Origin of the sequence: Mesorhizobium sp. WSM3626 (assembly GCF_000513935.1) — a bacterium.
Taxonomy (GTDB): Bacteria; Pseudomonadota; Alphaproteobacteria; order Rhizobiales; family Rhizobiaceae; genus Mesorhizobium; species Mesorhizobium salmacidum.
The window spans coordinates 37,956-57,729 of record NZ_AZUY01000026.1 but is presented as its reverse complement, the minus strand read 5'-3'; the positions used below and the strand labels follow the sequence as shown (position 1 = coordinate 57,729).

At 59.7% G+C, this 19,774-nt stretch carries 16 protein-coding genes and 1 pseudogene; 10 read left to right on the top strand and 7 right to left on the bottom strand.

Annotated features, from left to right (window positions below):
- The first annotated feature begins 116 nt into the window (after positions 1 to 116).
- From M653_RS01000000132985 to M653_RS1000000135790, 3 genes are all read left to right on the top strand, one after another.
- A complete protein-coding gene (locus M653_RS01000000132985; RefSeq protein ID WP_051442731.1) occupies positions 117 to 704 on the top strand; it encodes a sigma factor-like helix-turn-helix DNA-binding protein in 588 nt (195 codons plus the stop codon).
- Between the two features lie 160 nt (positions 705 to 864).
- On the top strand, positions 865 to 1,041 hold the full coding sequence (locus tag M653_RS1000000136790; protein WP_156938220.1) for a hypothetical protein: 177 nt from the start codon (positions 865 to 867) through the stop codon (positions 1,039 to 1,041).
- Positions 1,042 to 1,164: 123 nt separating this feature from the next.
- Entirely contained in the window at positions 1,165 to 1,341 is a 177-nt protein-coding gene (locus tag M653_RS1000000135790; RefSeq protein ID WP_084636757.1) for a hypothetical protein, read from the top strand.
- 3 nt (positions 1,342 to 1,344) lie between these two features.
- Here M653_RS1000000135790 and M653_RS1000000135785 read toward each other — a convergent pair whose 3' ends face one another.
- The 6 genes from M653_RS1000000135785 to M653_RS1000000138110 form a co-directional block, all read right to left on the bottom strand.
- Positions 1,345 to 1,533 carry a hypothetical protein gene (locus tag M653_RS1000000135785; RefSeq protein WP_084636756.1) on the bottom strand — a complete coding sequence of 63 codons (189 nt, stop codon included), beginning with the start codon at positions 1,531 to 1,533 and terminating at the stop codon, positions 1,345 to 1,347.
- Positions 1,534 to 2,275: 742 nt separating this feature from the next.
- The gene (locus tag M653_RS0118690) at positions 2,276 to 2,806 is read right to left on the bottom strand and encodes a DUF1003 domain-containing protein (protein WP_027144703.1); all 531 of its coding nucleotides are present in this window, start codon (positions 2,804 to 2,806) and stop codon (positions 2,276 to 2,278) included.
- Positions 2,803 to 3,840: an alpha/beta hydrolase gene (locus M653_RS01000000132980; RefSeq protein ID WP_245262221.1), complete on the bottom strand. Its 1,038-nt coding sequence runs from the start codon at positions 3,838 to 3,840 to the stop codon at positions 2,803 to 2,805. The genes M653_RS0118690 and M653_RS01000000132980 overlap by 4 nt, the downstream gene beginning before the upstream one ends.
- 146 nt (positions 3,841 to 3,986) lie before the next feature.
- Positions 3,987 to 4,913: an NAD(P)/FAD-dependent oxidoreductase gene (locus tag M653_RS0118680; RefSeq protein WP_027144702.1), complete on the bottom strand. Its 927-nt coding sequence runs from the start codon at positions 4,911 to 4,913 to the stop codon at positions 3,987 to 3,989.
- Between the two features lie 147 nt (positions 4,914 to 5,060).
- Positions 5,061 to 5,303: a hypothetical protein gene (locus tag M653_RS0118675; RefSeq protein WP_027144701.1), complete on the bottom strand. Its 243-nt coding sequence runs from the start codon at positions 5,301 to 5,303 to the stop codon at positions 5,061 to 5,063.
- A 329-nt stretch (positions 5,304 to 5,632) separates the two neighbouring features.
- Complete coding sequence (locus tag M653_RS1000000138110; protein WP_280940108.1) at positions 5,633 to 5,767, bottom strand: hypothetical protein; 135 nt, start codon at positions 5,765 to 5,767, stop codon at positions 5,633 to 5,635.
- A gap of 158 nt (positions 5,768 to 5,925) precedes the next feature.
- On the opposite strand from M653_RS1000000138110, the gene M653_RS0118665 reads away from it, so the two are divergent.
- The gene (locus M653_RS0118665; RefSeq protein ID WP_027144700.1) at positions 5,926 to 6,225 is read left to right on the top strand and encodes a DUF1236 domain-containing protein; all 300 of its coding nucleotides are present in this window, start codon (positions 5,926 to 5,928) and stop codon (positions 6,223 to 6,225) included.
- A gap of 884 nt (positions 6,226 to 7,109) precedes the next feature.
- Entirely contained in the window at positions 7,110 to 7,325 is a 216-nt protein-coding gene (locus M653_RS0118660) for a DUF3072 domain-containing protein (protein ID WP_027144699.1), read from the top strand.
- 121 nt (positions 7,326 to 7,446) lie between these two features.
- Here the strand turns inward: M653_RS0118660 and M653_RS01000000132975 are convergent, their stop codons facing one another.
- A complete protein-coding gene (locus M653_RS01000000132975; RefSeq protein WP_051442729.1) occupies positions 7,447 to 7,827 on the bottom strand; it encodes a low affinity iron permease family protein in 381 nt (126 codons plus the stop codon).
- A 1,516-nt stretch (positions 7,828 to 9,343) separates the two neighbouring features.
- Here M653_RS01000000132975 and M653_RS1000000135005 point away from each other — a divergent pair.
- From M653_RS1000000135005 to M653_RS01000000132960, 5 genes and pseudogenes are all read left to right on the top strand, one after another.
- Positions 9,344 to 11,557, top strand: coding sequence for a glycoside hydrolase family 16 protein (locus M653_RS1000000135005; protein ID WP_051442728.1), 2,214 nt, complete (start codon positions 9,344 to 9,346; stop codon positions 11,555 to 11,557).
- Positions 11,558 to 11,666: 109 nt separating this feature from the next.
- Positions 11,667 to 14,330 (top strand): type I secretion system permease/ATPase, encoded by a 2,664-nt coding sequence (locus M653_RS0118635; RefSeq protein WP_084636754.1) that lies wholly within the window; start codon positions 11,667 to 11,669, stop codon positions 14,328 to 14,330.
- Positions 14,317 to 15,741: an HlyD family type I secretion periplasmic adaptor subunit gene (locus M653_RS0118630; RefSeq protein WP_027144697.1), complete on the top strand. Its 1,425-nt coding sequence runs from the start codon at positions 14,317 to 14,319 to the stop codon at positions 15,739 to 15,741. The genes M653_RS0118635 and M653_RS0118630 overlap by 14 nt, the downstream gene beginning before the upstream one ends.
- Before the next feature lie 142 nt (positions 15,742 to 15,883).
- Positions 15,884 to 16,282, top strand: a pseudogene (locus tag M653_RS0118625) (phosphomannomutase/phosphoglucomutase); the annotation flags it as partial.
- A gap of 169 nt (positions 16,283 to 16,451) precedes the next feature.
- Complete coding sequence (locus M653_RS01000000132960) at positions 16,452 to 18,767, top strand: AGE family epimerase/isomerase (RefSeq protein ID WP_051442727.1); 2,316 nt, start codon at positions 16,452 to 16,454, stop codon at positions 18,765 to 18,767.
- The last annotated feature ends 1,007 nt before the right edge of the window (positions 18,768 to 19,774 follow it).

The window sequence follows — 19,774 nt, the reverse complement described above, 5'->3', positions numbered from 1 at the left end:
TCAGCTGACGGGGCCCGATATCAGCTTGGAGCAAGACATGACAATCGCTTCCTGGACCTTCATCTCGCCAGATCAGACCAACAAGAAAGAGGTTCCGTCGGTAGAGGATCCGTCTAATGGCTGAGCACCGTCGCAAGCTCAACGCGTCAGGTCCGGGCCTTCCGGAGCAGATACAGCCCTCTACCTGTCCTGGCGGCTCATCATTAGCAGGTTCTGGCGAACAGACGAACCTGGTCGAGCTTATTCCAGCACTGCGGGCGTTCGCACGCTCGCTCAGCGGCAGCATCGACGAAGCTGACGACCTTGTCCGAGAAACGCTGATGAAAGGAATTGCAGATCTCGATGGCCTTGATGGGAGCCGGGTTAAACCGTGGATCTTCGCTACGATGCGCAGGGCTTCCTTGGCCAGGCTTCAAGGCACAGCCTCTCAACCTCGAGAACCCGCTAGTTGCTTGTCGCAACCCTTTGCCGCCGATCCGCGGGGACAGATGGAAACCGGCCCAAAAATCGCTCGTGCCATTGACGTCCTGGCGAGCCTGGAGCGGCAAGCCATCGTTCTGGTTTGCATGCTCGGGCTCTCATGTGAAGACGCCGCCGACGTCTGCGATTGCGACACAGCCACTATCAAAGGCCGGTTACAAGACGCGAGGAAAGGAATGGCTGTCCTGTTGGGCAGCCCCACTAAGCCGGAGAGGCCGAATTGACGACGGGCAAGGCGGGACGGCTTTAGAGCAAGTTGAGTGCTGTCAGACAGCCGTCCTTTAGTTACCCAGGTCGCCGATTGCTCAACCGCAGTTTCATATGCAGCCAGGGAACCATCAGGGAGCCGCCGAGTTCGACCAAGGATAAGCTTGGGTTCCCAACATGGAAGAAATCGGCAAGGCCCAACAGAGGGCCATAGCCCGTCTCATACGTCAGTGGATTTCCTCGGACGCCAGCCGTCGCCAGCTTCGGCAGTTGCTGGATCTGCCGACAGATGCGGACATGCCCCGCGAACATCGGTCATTGCTCGACGAACTCGACCGCAGGGTCGACGAATGAGTGCATGCTTGCTCGCACGAGGGAAATTCCGACAGACACCCGGTCGCGGCGGAGTATTTTCTCGGAGCCCCCGGAACTGCAATTTGCAGTAATCGTTGGTTTATCTCAGCAGCGGATAGTGCAATGCAACGAGCAGCAAAAGAAGCGGGCCGAGTGGCAAAGGGCCAGGAACTTGAGGTTGAACACCTGGTTGAGATCACGGAGATCGATCCCAAGCAGGCGCGAAGGCTTCTTCGCAGGCATGGGGCCGACTGGCCGAAGCTCAGAGACGAGGCGGAAGCTCTGAAGACGGAAGATTAGTCGTCACCTTCCCAGCGGCTGCCGAGAAAGCTGTTCAAGTTCGTTCTCGTCCGTAATCCCGGCTTGATAATAAGCAAGGATGCGCGATGCGCGCCGTTCTCTCTCGGTTTCGGTTTCGTTTTTGATATTGCTGCGTGCCAGGACGCGGCTCAGTACGGCAAGTTCTGATGGGGTATAGGCGTCCCTATGCATCGCATCTCAACTCCCGCGCGGCCCGCCTCCGGAAGGGCCGAGGTGGCCTCAGCTGGTGTGCCAGCTCCGACGCCAAAGAAACAAGAAATCGTAAACAAGCATTCTCCGGCGCGGCCTAACGCTGAACGGGAAAGAATGTTCCGCAGGTTTCGTGGAAGGAGGAAAAACGAAAAACGATGGGGCTTGCTGTGCATTTTGAAGTTGAGAAACGGCGGTTGTGATCCGCGGTAGAAAGAAGACTGTCGCCACTTACATATAGTCGGGTTGGACCTCCGAAAGCCGAGCGACGTCCGATTGTCCCGGCCCCAGGCGATGTCGGTGAACGCGGCCTTGGGATCGGGTCGAAAGCCGCGCTTGAGCAGCATTTCGACCGCCGACGAACTGGAACCAAGCCTCCTCCAACCCTGACTCGAGGTCGAGCAGTGTCATCGGCTCATCTTCGACGAAACGGCGCCATCGTTCACCGCTACCTCGGCGTCAACTTGGTTCCGTCTGATACCCATCGGCGGTGGGTGACTCCGAAGCGTTACGCCACCGCGACATCCAAGCGGAGTGATGAAGGCCCGCCTCGGACAAAACCGAGACGGGCCGAAGCTGCTTTGACAGCCTTGAGGCCAAGACAATGAGGGAGGATTGTAGGCCTGCAACCAAACATTGAGCAGCGGTAAATGTTCCTCGGGGGGTAAGCTCTTTCTTTGATCGGTCTCGGCGGCGGCCCACTCGACCTGTGCATCTTGTTTGCTCAAGATTTCTCCTGATCTGCGGAAGCTTGCTGGATTTGCGTCATCACCTGCCGGGGATCGACATTCTCGGCCAGTTGCGGCAGCTCCTCATCGGCCGGCGTCGAGACATTCAGACGGCCTGTCAAGGCGGCCACCATTTCGATGAGCCGCGTGGTTTCGTGCTCGTTGAGAAGGCTGATCTGGAGGTCCAGTTCCGCTCGGCGCTCGCTGTGTTCGGCCATTCTGTTTTGGTTGATCAGCACGAAAGTGGACAGGAAGATTGCCTCGACCGAGGCGACCATGGCCAGGATCACAAAAGTTGGGTCCCAAGCTGGGATGGCGGGTATCGCGTCAAGGTTGGCAAGAATCCAGGCGACGAGAATTGCGAGATGCAAATAGACAAAGGCCATACTTCCCGCGAAGCGCGAAATGGCGCCAGCAATTCGCGCTTGAACGCCTTGGTCCTCCTCCTGCTGTCGCCTGTGGTCGATCAGGGCCTGGATGTTCTGGTGAAGGACCGACTGTATGTCGGCGGGATGTTGATCGTTCATTTTTTTAAAGCCCGGTTTGGCGGGGATATCATCTGCGGGCCCTCATCGCCGGCTGGTACCTCCGGCGAGACCGAACTCGTCGGCTGGCCTAGGTCGCGGCCGACGGCCCCTTGAAACGAGGAGTGCCGTCCTGCAATCGCGTGGACCATGGCCACCACCGCCTGAGGGGCGCTCTGGTGAACCATATGGCCGGCGTCCGCAACGACGTTGAGGAGGGACCCGCTGACCTCCGCATGCAGGCGTCGTGCTTCCTGCTCCGCGTCGAACAACCGGTCTCCAGAGGCGGCCACGATGCCGGTCGGCACGGCAATATCCCTGTAGCTGGCCTTCGTCAGCAGGGCCGCGGCCAGCATCGATGCCGACTCCGAGCACACGGCGCGCAGTTGGGAGGGGCGGCTGGCGACCTCTTTTGCGCGAGCGGCGAAGTCGGCAGCGACAACCGCCGGGTGAAAGATCTTCTGCATCGCCCACGGCCAGGCAAGCCTCACAAGCGGCGGCAGCAAGGTGTGGCGAAACGCTGTGCCGGCGACCGGCAAAGCCGGAAGTGCGGCCAGCGCAAGATCAAGCCGCGGGGGCGGATAATAATAGCCCGAGACCAGCACGATGCCGGCAATCGAAGGAGAATGCCTGCGCGCCAGTTCGAGGGCTATCCAAGCGCCCCAGGAATGTCCAAGCACCAGATATTTCTCGATGCCCAGCCTGCCGGCGGCCGCATGTATGAGATCGGCTTGATCGCGGGCAGACCACCGCCGGCCGCGCGCCCGTGTGCTTCGCCCGAAGCCCGGTCGATCAAATGCGAGCACCCGATAGCTCTTTGCCGCCTGATCGAAGATGCCACTCGACTTGAAATCCTGCGCCATGGATCCGTTTCCATGCAACAGAATGAGCGGCATGCCAGTGCCGGCTTCGAGAAAATGCAAGCGTATACCGTCAATCTCCATCAAACGCCCGTGCGCCGCCCGGCCGGCGAGCGCACTCTTGGCGCGGACGTGGTTGTATCCGGCCAGTGCCGCCAACGCGGCGACAAGCAGCACGGTCGAGAGCTTCGGTCCATCTCTGTCGAACGCCATGCCAATGCCTGCCAGGAACTGTCTTGCTCGGTTGCCCGCCGTGTCGAACCTTCCTGGCGACAGCTTGTTCCGCCAGACAAAGACAATGCTTTGTAGCCGGCTGAAACGGCTTAGGCGGTAAGCTCTCTATGGGCATGTGACGCGGCAATGGCAGCCTGTCCAAACGCGACGGCTATCTGGTTCAGCGCTTTTACAACGTCACCGATCGCGTACATGCCGTCGACGGACGACTGCTGGTGCTCATCGACCGTGACGTAGCCCTCCGCGCAACATCTCGCGCCGAGGCCCAGGGCGAGTTGGGACCGCACCTTGCAGCCCAATGCCGCATAGACTGCATCGAAGCGGCATGTCGTTCCGTCTTGCAACATCGCCGTACACCCGTCAGCAGCCGGGCTGAGCCTGTCGAGAGTGTGATGGATGAGTATCCCTCTTTCGCCGGCCGCGCGACGCGTGCTGGTTGAAAAGTCCGATGCGTGGGTCCCCAGCATCGTTACATGTGGCGTGAATCGGCTAAGGAAAATGGCCTCGTGCAAGGCTCTGTCGCCCTGCCCGACGACCGCTATCTTCCGGTCGATCACCTCGTATGCGTCGCACACCGGGCAAAGCCGAATGACACCTGCGGCAATTGCCTCCGCCATGCGAGGCAAGACGGGTGTCGTGTCGATAATTCCGGTCGACAGGAAGACCTTACGCGCGCGGATTGTGCCGATCGAGGTCTCAGCGTCAAAGCCTCCGTCGGCAGAGGCCAGCGAAAAGACTTGCCCCCGCATCACGGTTGCTCCGTACAAGCTCGCGTGACGTCGGAGCCGATCCAGAAGATCGGGGCCACTTATCCCTTCGGGAAAGCCCGGACAGTTATGGCTCCTCGGGATCAGGGCGGCACGGGGATCGCCGGCATCGACCACCAGCACGCGATGGCGGAAGCGGGCAAGATACTGGGCCGCGGTCAGTCCCCCCGGCCCGCCTCCGACGATCAGCACATCTTCGGCCTCGGCGTTCGGGTGACTGGCGTGGCTGTCATGCCTGGTTTGTTCCATTGGTGGTGAACTATCTGGATTGTTCGATGTTCCAGCACGACACGACAAGCCAAGCGATCACGCGCCAGTCTGGATCGAACTTGACTGGCGGCCCGGCTATTGAGAAATCCGGGCTTCAGAGCGATTGTGCGCACCTGACCGTCAACATCAGGCAGCGTTGCTGTCTTCCGTTTTCCAATCGCCCTGCCAACGCGCGCGCACGGCAATCATCAGCATGGCCGGTTCCGTCATCCCGGTTTGGAAAAGCCTGATCAGCTCTCTCGAGATGGAATGTGCTGCCGCGGTGTCCGGGAGAACGTCAAACTCCTGGCACATCGCGTCGAAGACCGCACGGAGCGTATCCAGATCATTGGGGTAGAAGGTGTCCGTGCGAATGGGTCGGTAAAGCATCAAGCGTCTCCAACGAGCGAGAGTGCGATGGTCTCCCAAGCAGCGGAGCATTGCCCGCTGACCTCGCGTTTATGCGGCACAGCGCACGATGTGTCGCTAACCTATGATGTACCAAGCAAGTTCGCGTACAAAGAGTCAGGCCCGTGCTCATCCGCTGCCGCGCTCAAACCGCACGGAGCGGTTTCCGGGTCGAAGCACCCTCCAGAAATCGTGTTGGTCGCCTCGATGAGTGCTGATTAGAGGGCTCGCACGCCACACTTGCGAGCAGCGGGCGAGCCCTATCCGCGCAGGAAGGGACATAGCTGCGCGGATCCCATTGGCCGCCCTCGTCAACCAAGGGCTACGCCGATTGCCAGGAGAGTAATCGCCATCGCGAAGACCGGTGCCAGCAACCAGCCTGCCTGGCCAATACTTTTTTCCATGACGCTTTCTCCAAATTTGCGGCGGTCAACGGCGCCGGTCATGTGACGGTTCCTCGATTTTGCTGACGCAGACCTTTTCAGCATCATTCCAAGCCCAAAGTCCGAGACGCAATCGAACTTAGGTACGGGCTCGGAACGTTTCGGATTCGGACACGTTGGGTCCGGGGCGATTATGCCCGAGCTCACAGGAAGGCTGTCACATGAGAATGCATTTCACCGCCGCCGCTGCTTCGTTTCTGCTCCTTGCCGGTGTCGGCGTCGCTGCAGCCCAGGACGTCGTTATCGCGCCTGAACAGGACACGGTCATTCAGGAGTACGTGCACAAGCAGCCCCTCGCGTCCGTGGAAGTCCCCGGCGTCGAACTCAGCGTCGGTGCCGCGCTTCCCGACACCGTCGAGCTTCGCGAAGTTCCCAACGTCAAGTACCGCTATGTCGTGGTCCACAACCGGACAGTTCTCGTGGACCCGGGCACCCGCAAGATCATCAAGGTCTATAACTGACCAAAGTGCGGGTAGGCCCGTCGCTGATTGGGGCGACGGGCTGTACCGATCCAGGAATGGCGATCATAGTGAGCTTCTCGCCATAGGCGAGGTTTGCGACAGCATCGACCATGACCGCAAATGCTGTCAACTTCCTCCCCATTCCGATATCCCGCCTTCACGGCATCCCGATCACGCGTTCACCGGTTCGGCCGAAGCGCCGACTCGGCGACCGCTGCGGTGAACCCAAATAGGAAAGCTAGCGCTCACCTGGCGAGTTGCGCGGCAGACCATTGTGGGCGCGCTCTCCGGCGGTGAGCGTCAGTGGGAGGAAGGCCGGTGCTTTCTCAGCCTGGTAATGGCCGAGCGTCCGACGGTGATCACGCCGCCGCAGTCAGTCCGCACCGTCAACTTGTCGGCTTTGCGATCGATGCGGATGATGTCTCCAACAAGAACGACCTTATCTCCAGCACGGGTTTTAGGTGGAGGGTCAACCGAATAGGGTCGGTCATACGATGGAATGTTTACTTTGGCGCGTCCGCTAGGCAGCATCGTGCTGACCGTACCCGTCAAGGTGACCTCGTCACCGATCTCAAATTCCCGGGGCACGCTATAGTGTAGCATAGACCTCCTCCGGCGCGTTCCTGATATTAATGCCGGCAAACTGACTTGGTTGCGTGAAATCGCAAGTCTCTGCCCCGTTGCCTCCATCAGGCCGAGCACCCCTGTGCCAATGAGGCGGGTAGGAATTGCCGACGCCGCCGATGAAGCATGGATTGATCGCCGCCCATCCAGCGCGCCCCTCAGGGCTGGCTATCTTGTCGAGAACCGCGGCTCGTGACAATTCCCTTACGGAACAAAAGGAGATCAGAGACATTCTTTCCTGCTCAGACAGGAGACCTCAAATGCAGAACCTAACGGACAATGCTGATGTTTCAGCCAATATAGACAAGGACCCTGATGAATGGGTTAGTGGAGACGATCCAATGACGCCATCGCAAGCCTCATACTTGAAGACCCTGAGTGAGCAGGCCGATGACGCCGCGAGCTTCGAACAAGGGCTTAGTAAGGCCGAGGCATCCAAGCGCATCGATGCGTTAAGGGCTAAGCTGAAACTCTAACCGAACCTCCCGCGCTAGCCGTTCAACGCTGGAGACGGCGCAGCGCGTCACTTTGACGGCGCACGATTGCGACTGCCCCACGAAAGCGGAGAAGGCTATTAGCCCATGTACCGTGACGCTGCTATGAGCGAGTCCGATCCTTCTTGCACGCGTCCCGGGATAGGGGCAGCACGTTCGATTGAGTCGCTTCCTCTTCGAGCATCACTAGCTTTGCCCGGATCTCCTCGGGTTCGGCGTGCTCTAACCCGACAACATCGTTTCTGGTCTCTTTCAACGAAACGACGATCTCATCGAGCTTGGCATGAAGGGCGGCGGTGTCCCGATAGCCTTGGATGAGGACAACGCCAGTGATCACGATGGCCGCTACCGACAGGGCATAGGTAACGGCATTCGTTAGGCCGAACGGTACCAGCGCGGTACACAGCACCATCGCTACAACCATGACATAAAAGCCAGGTGGGCGCGAAAGGAAGTCGGCCGTCAGAAAGAGGATGCGATTCATGAGGGGATTCCTGTCGCGTACTCCTTCACGGTTGCGCCAAGGTGAAGAGGGCAACCAGCGCAGCGATAGCAACACAGATCGGTACAGCCGCGAACAGTCCAATCTCAAGGATACGCGTCTCATTATTGCTGAACATCGTGTAACCTCAGTGTATTTGAGGGAACAATGACCAACGATGAGGTCGGTTCCGAATGTTCACATGGGATAGGACCATTGCGGAATTCCATACGACCAAGGTCCAACTCATCAGCCCTCGGCCATGCCTGGAACATCAAACTGCAGTTAAGCGATCGTGTCGAAGCTATGCGGATTTCAAAGGGCGGGTGAAACTGGCAGCCCCGATACGCTGGCTGCACGCGTGGGCAAGCTCAGGGCCAAAATGAAGGCGGCCGAGATCGGGAAGGCGAATTGAAGGGCTTTCAGAAAGTCGTAGCCATCCTCATCCTAAAGGGTGGGCTGGGATGGATGCAGGCGACGATCTGATCCCTGCTCCTTCGTCAATGGTCCGCCAGACGACGCCGTCCCGCAGCCTAAACATTCACGGCAATCGTGCACAGCGAAGTCCGTTAACGATAGTGCCGATTTCGCCGAGGCTTAGGCGTGCACTGAACCAGACCCGCAGCTTGAGCGCTCTTGCCGATCGAAGCTGACTGCCATGGTCCTACATTGCGAAATTCACGATCGCGGCGGTAAGGGCTTCGTCGGTATCATGGGAATGATGCGCAAGGGCGCACAGCAGGCCTCACGGACCGAGATGATTTCGCGTTCGCGACAATCCGCGATGCAGCATCAACCAACTCCTGGGTAGCAAGGCTAAGTGCAAGTGGGCGCTCGAGACTGCCCATAGATGTCCCTCGAAACGGTACGCTCCCAAGCCAGCGCAAAAATTCAGACCAGGCATACGGCCGGAGAGCTAAGTTCGATCACATTCTATATTAGAAGGTGTTGATAAGTTACATTAGAAATATGTTAATAGGGGTTAACCTAGCCTCACTCTCGCCTAAAAGGGTGGTAGGGTCGCTGGTGTGATGTACAGCGTCCTCGAACCATCGATCATGTAGGTAAAAGACGGCGTGTGTGCGTTAAAGTAGGAAGCGGGGACGCCTGTGCTTGCTTAGGAGCGCGGGTGGAATGAAAACAAAAAATACGCGATGAACTAAGGATTCACTGTGGTTATACTACACGGCAAACTCGGCGACGTGTTCGCTGGGAGGGATGCCCTCAACGTCAATTCGGCTGCGCCTCGACCCGTTGAACACCTTAAGGTCTTTGGCTGCAACACCGGTTATGGGTTCCAAGGCGCAGGCCCAACGAGCACTCCCGTCGAAAGAACTCATGTTCGATGGCGAGTTCCACGTTAATCTCACTCGGCGATATCTGGGGCGAGAACATCAAAATCTCCGCTATTTGAAGTCCGTTCGCGGTGCCTAGCTGCGGGGATGATGCATCATGTCGCGCACCGCCGCGAAGCGCGGCAGCGGAATTCCCTATTTCAACCCCAAAGAAGGATCACGGAATGGCTCTTTCCGCACCCACAGGCTTTAATTCTAGCAACCTCGTCTATGAGGAAAACTTCTCCGATTCGGCTCTCGGCAGCGACTGGCGTACCTACATCACAAGCAATGCCGCCAAGGGCTGGGCATGGAATAGCAATGGGTCAGGAGGCAGTACGCCGGGCGGCCCATATAACGCCGACTATGATATGCCGAGCCAGGTGACCCTGAGCAACGGGGTCTTGGATCTCACGGCGGTGCGACAAGCCATCAGCGGCGTGAATCAGGGAGGGACGACACAGACATTCCCGGTCACGTCCGGCGCCGTCAGCAGCTACGGCAACGTCGAATTCAATGGCGGCTACCTTCAGATTGCAATGAAGGCGCCGAGTGGTGACGGCGCATGGCCGGGTCTCTGGCTGATGCCTGGCCAAGGGGCGGGCAGCAGCGGGGACAATTTCGAGCTCGATATACAGGAGGGTGGATTTACCGGTTCAGGGCCGGCAGACCAGAATTTCTCGTGGCACCTCCACGGCCCATCAGGGTGGGTCGGCGGCACCATCGACAGCGGCACGGACCTCACCGCCGGCTTTCACACATACGGCATCAACTGGGATCCCGGCAAATCGATCACCTGGTATCTCGACGGGAAGCAGATGGCGCAGGTGACCAGCTCACAGGTCGCGATCCCGGATGAACCGATGCAATTGATGATGAACAATGGGGTCGCGAATTCGAACGCGGCCGGATGGCATACGGCTCTGAATAGCTCGACCCCTTCGTCAATGCAGATGCAGATCGACCAGGTTCAGCTCTATCAGAAGGCGGGCAGCGGCGACACCGTCACTGGTGCCAACGTCACTCCCGCGACCACGCTGACGACCGAGCCGGCAGTGACGCAGGTCGCAGCTTCACCGGCCACGGGAATCGAGCATACCGACGACTCCATCATGTTGACAGTCGGCTTTAACGAGGCCGTGACCGTCACGGGTACGCCGTCCCTGTCCCTCAATGACGGCGGAAAGGCCAGCTACGTCAGTGGTTCGGGCACGAGCGCGCTCACCTTCCGCACCACGGTCGCGTCGACGGACACAAATACCTCGGCGCTCGCCATTACCGGGGTCAATCTTCCGGACGGGGCAAGCATCAAGGATGGATCTGGTACCGCCGCTAACCTTTCGGGCGCGGTGAAGACGTTCTCCGGTCTCCAGGTCGAGACATCATCGGCAGCCCCAACAACCCCAGTCACCCCGCCATCGACGGCCACTACCACCCCGCCGTCGACGGCCACCACCACCCCGCCATCGACGGCCACCACCACCCCGCGATCGATCGCGCCGATCCTCACCGTCGCAGATCCCACGCTTGACGTGAACGGGCTAGGCGGCAGGGTCGACCTCGGGGTCCAGGTGACAACGACCGACCCCAACGATGTCGTGACCGTTAACGTGACGGGCCTGCCAAAGTACGAGACGATCACCGACAAATTCGATGGTAAGATGTTTAGTGGCAACAACATCACCTTGACGGCCGCGCAGGTCGACAGCGGATTGACGCTGCAATCGAACTACAAGGGCGCGGCTCATCCGGTGGCGACACTCACGCTCACTGCGACGGCGAAAGATCCTGTCACCGGCGCCGTGGCGACAGCCTCGCCGCAGACCATGACCATCACGGATCCTCGGCCTGCTGCCACTACGACCGCAACATCGCCGCAGACGATCACGCAGGCGGATCCTCAGCTTGCTCCCACTACGTCGCTGAGTTCGAGGGCAAGCCGGGGCTCCTCGCTGCTGAACGAGCATCGGGATCTGGTCGCCGGCGCCGCTAGAACCTTGGGGCATCAAGGCGTCGCTAGGGCGGATCATCGGCATTCGACCGGCTCTGCGCTGCTGAACGAGCATAGGGACCGGGGCGCCAGCACCGTTAAGGCCTTGGGGCACCAAGACCTTGCTGGGGCGGATCGTCGGCACGCGACCGTCTCTGCGCTGCCTAACGAGCATAGGGACCGGGTCGCCGGCGCCGCTAAGGCCTTGGGGCATGAAGACGTCGCTAGGGCGGATCATCGGCATGCGACCGGCACGGCCACAGCGAGCCTGGCAAGCCAAAGTTTTGCGCTGCTGAACCAATACCTGGCCGGTCACTCCGGCCGGGTCGATCCCGGTCAGATCGTGGCGTCCTTGTCGAATGGAACCAGCTGGAATCAAGACTCCTATCTGACCAGACCGCATCATTGATCGCCTCCGCACCCAGGGGCTTCAGCCGCTGGGTGCCGAACCCTCAAGTTTGTGAATGCCGAGGAGGAACATTGAACGCGGACGTACCATCCACGAAGGGTTAGCCAGAATGGCGATGCAGAACGAGAATGCCCATACCGCAGACCTTGGACTTCAAGCCCTGGCTCTGTTCCTGCGCGTTCATGGCGTAAATGCTAAGCCCGATCAGATCCGTGATCGCTGCGGCGCCGGCGGTGCGATCGGGATCCGGGCGATGGTTCGCTGCGCCCGCGGGCTCGGGCTGGAGGTCGGCTCGCGCACAATAAACTGGAAGCAACTTGCGAGTGTCCAGCTCCCTGGCATCGCATCGCTGCGGAATGGCGGGTTTCTGCTCCTTGGAAAGGTCAACGATAAGGCAGCGGTTGTGCTTGATCCAACCTCGACCCGTCCGAAGCAGATCACGCGCCCTGAATTCGAAGCAATCTGGGATGGCCGTTTGGTCTTGGTTGGATCAGGGACTGTCGTGAATCGGGTGGTTCATGCATTCGTCGGAATCGGCATGCGCGGACGTGATCTGGCGCGAGGTGCAGGCCATGCCCTGATGCACGCTCGCCATACCTTGATGCGAGCACGTGTCGCCGATCGATGCGATCCACCGCCTCAGGCCGCGAGCGACGATTCCGATGACTCAGGAATACTTGCTCTGGCGATATTGCTGCATTGCCACGGTATCGCGGCCGATCCGGGTCAGATTCGCCACCGCATGGGCGCGGCGCGTGCAGGTGTCACTGAAATCCTGCGCTGTGCAAGGGAGTTCGGGCTCAAGGCCAAGGTACAAAGGACGAGCTGGGTTCGGCTCGCGATTACTCCGCTGCCGGGGATCGCCGTGCTGCGGGACGGTGGATTCCTGATTCTTGGCAAAACCCTAGACGACAAGCTCATAGTTCAGCGCCCATCGTCTCCGCAACCCTATTCATTGACGCAGGCGGAACTTGAGGCGATTTGGGACGGCGACATCATCCTGATGACACGGCGCGCAGCCTTGGCGGACCTCTCTCGGCGATTCGATATCGGCTGGTTCGTGGGCGCGGTCCACAAGTATCGCCATCTTCTCGGCGAGGTGTTGATTGCCTCATTTTTCCTTCAGGTATTTGCCGTCATTTCACCGCTGTTTTTCCAGGTCATCATCGACAAAGTCCTCGTGCATCAAAGCATGAGCACACTCGACGTTTTGGTCACTGGCCTTGTCACCGTGACAGTTTTCGAGGCCATTCTCAGTACGCTGCGCGTCTATCTCTTCGCGCACACGACAAACCGAATCGATGTCGAGCTCGGCGCCCGGCTGTTTCGCCACCTGATGGCATTGCCGATCGCATATTTTCAAACACGCCGCGTCGGCGATTCAGTTGCACGCGTGCGCGAGCTCGAGAATATCCGCCAATTCCTGACGAGCTCGGCACTCACCCTCGTCATCGATCTCCTCTTCACCGCCGTTTTTATTGCGGTGATGTTCTATTATTCCACGCAGCTGACACTGATCGTTCTAGCCTCGTTTCCATTCTACATCGGCATTTCTGCGGGCGTCGCGCCGCTGTTTCGCCGCCGCCTCGATGAGAAGTTCGATCGCGGCTCGGAGAATCAAGCTTTTCTGGTCGAGGCCGTCACTGGCGTCGAGACACTGAAGGCCATGGCAGTCGAGCCCCAGATGCAGCGCCGCTGGGAGGAGCAGCTCGCCGCCTATGTGACCGCAAGCTTCCGCGTGCTGAGCCTGAATAATACAGCAAGCCAGTCGGTGCAGATGATCAACAAGCTCGTCGCCGCCGCAACCCTCTACGTCGGTGCCAGGCTGGTGATCGGCGGCTACCTGACAGTCGGTGAGCTGGTCGCATTCAATATGCTGGCTGCGCGCGTCAGCATGCCGGTGCTTCGGCTCGCGCAGATCTGGCAGGATTTCCATCAGGCCCGCCTGTCGATCGACCGTCTCGGCGACATACTCAACACGATCCCCGAGCCAAGTTTCAGCCCCGGCCGAGCCGCACTGCCGACCATCCGCGGGCAGGTCACATTCGAGCATGCCGCTTTCCGTTACCGCATCGACGGCCCCGAGATACTGCACGACGTGTCGTTCAGCGTCGAGCCCGGTCAGGTCATCGGTATTGTGGGCTCCTCAGGGTCAGGCAAGAGCACCATCGCCAAACTGATACAGCGGCTCTACGTGCCGGAGAGCGGCCGGGTCCTGGTCGATGGCGTCGACCTGGCAATGGTCGATCTAACCTGGCTTCGACGCCAGATTGGCGTTGTATTGCAGGATAACGTCCTCTTCAATCGCTCCATTCGCGAGAACATCGCCCTCGCCGATCCGGCTATGCCCATGGAGCGTGTCATTGCGGCGGCATCGCTCGCCGGCGCTCACGATTTCATCTTGGAGCTGCCCGAGGGTTACGACACCATCGTGGGCGAACGCGGCAGCAGTCTTTCCGGCGGGCAGCGCCAGCGCGTCGCAATCGCTCGCGCACTCATTACCGATCCGCGCATCCTCATCCTCGATGAGGCGACCAGCGCGCTGGACTATGAAAGCGAGCGCGCCATTCAGCAGAACATGAAACGGATTTCTGCCGGCCGAACCGTCTTCGTCATCGCTCATCGGCTCTCGACCGTGCGCCACGCGAACCGGATCATCACGATCGAGCATGGCCGCATCGTCGAGGATGGTACCCATGATGACCTAATCCGCTCGAATGGGCGTTACGCAAACCTCCACTATCTGCAAGCGGGCATCCATGAAGTCCGCTAATCGAAATATCGTCGAGTTCCCCAAAGCCCCGCTTCGGCGCCGCGAGTACGAAATTGCGTTCCTGCCGGCGGCGCTCGAAATCACTGAATCCCCTCCCTCACCGATCGGGCGCGCTATCGGGGCGAGTATTATCGCGATCTTCTGCCTCGCGCTCGTGTGGGCATCATTCGGCACAGTCGATATCGTCGCAACCGCGACCGGCAAAATCGTGCCAGACGGGCGTACCAAGCTGATCCAGCCATTGGAGTCGGGCGTTGTGCGCGCCATTAACGTGCGCGATGGACAGAGCGTGAAGGCCGGTGATGTGCTGATCGAGCTCGACCCCACCATTACGGAAGCCGACGAGGAGCGCCAGAAAAGCGATCTCATTTCGGCTCAACTCGACGTCGCCCGGCTGCGCGCGGCGTTGGCCGAGGATCCGCTTGCGGCCTTTCGCCCGCCGCAGAGCGCGGACGGCGCGGAGATCCAGATGCATCGTCAGTTTCTGATCAGTCAGCTCGCCGAACAGAACGCCAAGCTGGCGGAGATCGAGCGCCAGCAAAACCAGAAGGAAGCTGAACGAGCGACCACTTTAGCGAGCGTCGCAAAGCTGCAGGCGACGACACCAGTGCTACAGGAGCGAGTAGACATTCGCAAGAAGCTCGTCGACCAGGCGCTTTCTTCCAAGATCGACTACCTCTCCGAATATCAGGAGTTGGTCGGTCTTCAGCAGGACCTTAATCTGCAGAACAGCCGGCTGCGGGAAGCCGATGCAGCCATCACGTTGCTAAAGGAAACGAAAGAAAGAACCGTCGCAGAGTATCGGCGCGCGACCTATGACGCACTCGCGAAAGCCGACCAGAGGGCTGCGAGTGCTGAGCAGGAGGAGATCAAGGCAGAGCGGCGTACGAAGCTCCAACGATTGACCGCGCCGGTCGATGGCGTCGTGCAACAACTCGCCGTTCACACGGTGGGAGGCGTGGTTACGCCTGCTCAGCCGCTGGCCGTGCTAGTTCCGAGCGAGACCCATCTCGAGATTGAGGCCATGCTCTCAAACCGGGATATCGGATTCGTCCATCCGGGGCAGAAGGCCGAAATCAAGGTCGACACATTCAACTTCACCCGCTACGGGCTTCTTCATGGAGAAGTGCTCAGCGTGTCATCGGACGCCATAGCTGGCGAGAGGCAGAGCGAGTCGAACGACCGCGTGACGGGCGCAGCGGAGAGCGGGAGGGAACCGAGAGGTCAGGAACTGGAATATGCCGCGCGTGTTTCACTCGACCGTGCGTACATGCAGGTGGACGACAAGCCCGTCAAGCTCGGTCCCGGCATGGCGGTGACGGTCGAGATCAAGACTGGCGCGCGCAGTATCATCGGCTACTTTCTCTCACCGCTGGCGAAATATGAGCAGGAAGCTCTACGGGATCGCTAAACGCGCACGAGCAATCTTGCGGCCCTCGGCAGACATGCTCCATTGGGTGCAATCGGGGCGTTCGGGTTACCCCTCTTCATGAAGGGCGCCCGGGCTCGGCAGCGTGATAGGATTGCTCCCGTGCAATTGCGGAGCGGAAACCGTGACGCCCAACATAGTCGACCAGGCCAAGTCGAACAGGTTCGCCTTCGAAAGCAGTGCGCTCATCAAGGCGGCTGGCTTTTGGGAATACGACGCGCGCTGGTGGTTCGGACATCCAGGTTCAGAGACAGAACCCGAACTCAACCTAATGGACGTGCAGGCGCTCGGGATCGGGCTCGGCGCCTTGATTCAACGAATGGGCGTCGGCCCTGACATCGTCCCTGGGCATGATTTCCGCAGCTATTCCATGGCGATCAGGAAGGGATTGATCTCCGGTCTGATGCCGGCGGGCGGGCGCGTGAGGGATATCGGCTTTTCATCGTGCCCCATGGTCTCTTTCGCGCAGTTCGCGCTCCACGTCCCGTCCGTGGCCATGGTGACGGCGTCCCACAACGACAACGCCCAACGTGGCACTTGGGGTTGGTCAGTGCCTCGTCGAACAAACCGGAAATCGTCGTAGTGGTGGAAAGCCCTGTCTCACCGGAGCGACGTCGCGAAATGGGTCCAGGGTCTCGATGCCGTGCTGCGCCCCAATCGGAGCCTACAACCAGACATTCTAAGGAGCAGCCATGGCACACCGGATGGTAAATTTTGTCATGAGCGGTGGCGTCGGCTCACGATTGTGGCCGCTGTCGCGCGAAGACAATCCTAAGCAGTTCCACGACCTTTCGGGCGACGGCTCCATGCTTGCAAAGACGGTCCGACGCCTCAAGGCGCGGCCGGATAGCGAGACGCCGATCTATCTGATAGCTTCCGAACGACATGCCCACCGGGTTGTCTGCGACATCGTTCCGCTCGGCTTGAACGGCGGCAGACCGATCTTCGAGCCGGTCGGCCGCAATACCGCCGCCGCAGTTGCCGTAGCCACCCTGCAAACGATCTGCGAACATGGCGTCGACGCCCTTGTGCTCATCGTTCCGTCCGACCATGAGATTTCGACGGAATCGCAATTTTGGGAAACCGTCGAGGCTGGCATGCCGGCGGCCGGTTCGGGAAGCATCGTCGTATTCGGCATCAAGCCCACACATTCTGAAACCGGATACGGCTACATTCAGGTCGCCTCAGATGGTGCCGGAGTGCACGCCGTTTCGCGCTTTGTCGAGAAGCCCAACGAGGAGACGGCCCAAAAGTATGTGTCTTCGGGAAAATTCTACTGGAACGCGGGCATCTTCCTATTTCGTGCCGACACCATGCGGAAGGCATTTCTCGACTTCCGGCCGGACATCTGGGAAACGGCCGAACGGGCTTACCAGGCCGCTCGGAGGGACGTCTCGGGAATTTACCTGCCCCAGGTATTCTATTCAGCTGTCCCCTCGACGTCGATCGACTTTGCGGTCATGGAGCATGCACGCGGCATCGCCATGGCGACGGCTTCCTTTCGCTGGAACGATCTTGGATCGTGGCGATCGCTGCTCGAAGCCAGCCCAACGGACCGCGACGGCAATGTTGTCGCGGGCGACGTCGTCGCCATGGATTGCGGCAATTCCTATCTCAGGAGCCAGGACAGGCTGCTGGCCGTTATTGGAATGAAGAATGTGGCCGTCGTGGCCACCTCGGACGCGGTATTCGTCGCCCCGGTCAGCCAAAGTCAGAATGTGAAGAAAGTCGTCGAGCACCTAGAGAAGAGCGGCCGCATCGAGACGAAGTTCACGGCGTCGGAAGACCGGGTCATCACCAGCGGATCATGGCGCAAGCGCGTCGAGCACTGGCTGTTTAAGGAAACATTGCCGCTGTGGTCCACTGCAGGTGTCGACGATATATACGGCGGCTTCCATGAGGCTCTCGGTTTCGATGCAAGGTCGTTGGGCAAACCCAAGCGCATGCGCACGATGGCTCGCCAGATTTACGCTTTCGCGGTAGCCAAGGAACGCGGCTGGGCCGGACCGAGCGACCAGCTGATCGACCACGGCATTGGTTTCATTGCGAAACGCGGCCGGACCGACCGGGGCGGCTGGGTTCGCGCGCTGAACGCCAATGGCGGCGTGGCGAATGCTATGGAAGATGCTTACGACCAGTCCTGTGTGTTGCTGGCCCTCGCCCACGCCCATCGGTGTGGCCATCCCGACGCCCTGCAGCTTGCCCAAGAAACCCTCCACTTCATCGACACCCATCTCGAGGACGGCAGCCTGAATGGTTTTCTCGAAAACCCGGGCTGGAACGGCGTGCGGTGTTCGAACCCCCACATGCACATGCTGGAAGCCTTTCTTGCGTGGCACGCCGTCACCCGGGATCGCTCACACCTGCGCCGGGCGGCACGCATCATCGATCTGTTCCGCTGCCATTTCTTCGACGGGGAAAGCTGGACGCTCGGAGAGTACTTCGACGCGGACTGGCTGCCGTTGCCGGGAGAAAAGGGCCAGTGGACGGAACCCGGCCACCACTTTGAATGGGCGTCGCTCCTGGTTGAGTTCGCAAGGGAAAGTGGCCAGAAGGACTTGATAGGGTATGCGAGGAAGCTCTATTCGTCGGGGATCGCCAGTGGCTTGAACCGCGCGACCGGCCTTGCCTACGCAGCCGTGTCAAGGCAAGGCATCCCACTCGATAGGCTCTCCCGAAGTTGGCCACAATGCGAAGCGGTCAAGGCGGCAGTCTCCCTCGACGGCGTAGGTGGGCCGGATTTAAAACCCGAGATAGAGGCCCGCGTCGCACGCCTCTTCAGGTGGCATATCGATTCCGCACCGCTTGGCCTTTGGGTCGACAGGATAGACGAGCGTGGGAGGTCAGTTGCGACGGAGGTTCCCGCGAGCATTTTCTACCACCTGGTCACAGCCTTGGTGCAGTACCTGGACAAGACCGGTGGGCAGGTAGAAGCTTTCCCGCTGCCAGTCGCCGAAACAGGCACCCCCTTTGCAGGCAGGTCTGCGCCTAAATTAAACGTTGCATAGCTTGCGCCACGACAACGGATCGCTCAGCCGGAGCTGATCTATTTGCCAGAGGGGGGGGCACGCCACCGCTGCCGGCCGCCCGATGGCGCGATGGAACGAACTCACGCCAGGTGCTCATCACCACGGACTTTGAACCGACAACAGCACGCCGCCGGCGGCAGCGGGTGGACTGGTTGCGCACGCGGTCATGTGACGGTGCCAGCTCTGGCAGCGTCGGCGTTTCACCATTCGGTCACCAAAACGCAGGGCCGGAAGCGGCGATTATCTTCGCTGCGACTGAACCCGTGGAAGGCTGTCGAGCTTCCCCGCGATCAACTCCAGGATATGGTCTATTGCGGATAGCGCTACGGCGATATGCTCAAGCGCTTCGGCAATTTTTTCGTCCGTCTTCATCGGTAATATCGGGCGTAGCCACAAAAGAACGGACAACATTTAGTGGTCCAGATTTGCCTATGCGCTGCATTGGTCTTCCTTACAAAGAGGACACCAGACCACGAACCGGAAGGATGCGCGAATCCTTTAGTCCTAGCGCTACCCATCCGTAGGGGACGGACCGGCATTAACTAATTTAGCAACCTCTCCCTTGAAGCCCCGGCTTCGGCCCGCATATCCCCGTATATGCCAGGTAGGGACATTTCCATCTTCGATCTCGACACGCTACGCGAGGCTTTTATGAAGTCTGTCCGCGACAACAACGTCTCGCCTGGCGAATGGGGCGAACATGCCCAATGGTTCATTCAACAGTTGGCGGTCCACAAACTTTCGGAAGCAGCGGTTAGTCAGATCACCGGAGAGCCGGACGATAGCCGGCCATAGAAAAGCCCCGGCGCTTGGGTCTGCACCGGGGCTTTTGACATGTACGCTTTACATCAGCATGTCCGCTTATAAGCATGTGCTGATATGGTGAAGGAATGGTGAATGGGCAAACCTAGCCAGCGTTTAATCGATTACATGAGAGGGCGTCCCGCGCTACAGGCCGTGTAGCGGAACTTTTATTTTCATGCGAT

Coding starts and splice junctions, on each gene's coding strand:
- M653_RS0118690 (WP_027144703.1), bottom strand. CDS start 2,806: ATGAACGATCAACATCCCGCCGACATACAGTCGGTCCTTCACCAGAAC.
- M653_RS0118630 (WP_027144697.1), top strand. CDS start 14,317: ATGAAGTCCGCTAATCGAAATATCGTCGAGTTCCCCAAAGCCCCGCTT.
- M653_RS1000000135005 (WP_051442728.1), top strand. CDS start 9,344: ATGGCTCTTTCCGCACCCACAGGCTTTAATTCTAGCAACCTCGTCTAT.
- M653_RS1000000135785 (WP_084636756.1), bottom strand. CDS start 1,533: ATGCATAGGGACGCCTATACCCCATCAGAACTTGCCGTACTGAGCCGC.
- M653_RS0118635 (WP_084636754.1), top strand. CDS start 11,667: ATGGCGATGCAGAACGAGAATGCCCATACCGCAGACCTTGGACTTCAA.
- M653_RS0118680 (WP_027144702.1), bottom strand. CDS start 4,913: ATGGAACAAACCAGGCATGACAGCCACGCCAGTCACCCGAACGCCGAG.
- M653_RS1000000135790 (WP_084636757.1), top strand. CDS start 1,165: ATGCAACGAGCAGCAAAAGAAGCGGGCCGAGTGGCAAAGGGCCAGGAA.
- M653_RS1000000136790 (WP_156938220.1), top strand. CDS start 865: ATGGAAGAAATCGGCAAGGCCCAACAGAGGGCCATAGCCCGTCTCATA.
- M653_RS0118665 (WP_027144700.1), top strand. CDS start 5,926: ATGAGAATGCATTTCACCGCCGCCGCTGCTTCGTTTCTGCTCCTTGCC.
- M653_RS01000000132960 (WP_051442727.1), top strand. CDS start 16,452: ATGGCACACCGGATGGTAAATTTTGTCATGAGCGGTGGCGTCGGCTCA.
- M653_RS01000000132975 (WP_051442729.1), bottom strand. CDS start 7,827: ATGAATCGCATCCTCTTTCTGACGGCCGACTTCCTTTCGCGCCCACCT.
- M653_RS0118675 (WP_027144701.1), bottom strand. CDS start 5,303: ATGCTTTACCGACCCATTCGCACGGACACCTTCTACCCCAATGATCTG.
- M653_RS01000000132985 (WP_051442731.1), top strand. CDS start 117: ATGGCTGAGCACCGTCGCAAGCTCAACGCGTCAGGTCCGGGCCTTCCG.
- M653_RS1000000138110 (WP_280940108.1), bottom strand. CDS start 5,767: ATGACCGGCGCCGTTGACCGCCGCAAATTTGGAGAAAGCGTCATGGAA.
- M653_RS0118660 (WP_027144699.1), top strand. CDS start 7,110: ATGCAGAACCTAACGGACAATGCTGATGTTTCAGCCAATATAGACAAG.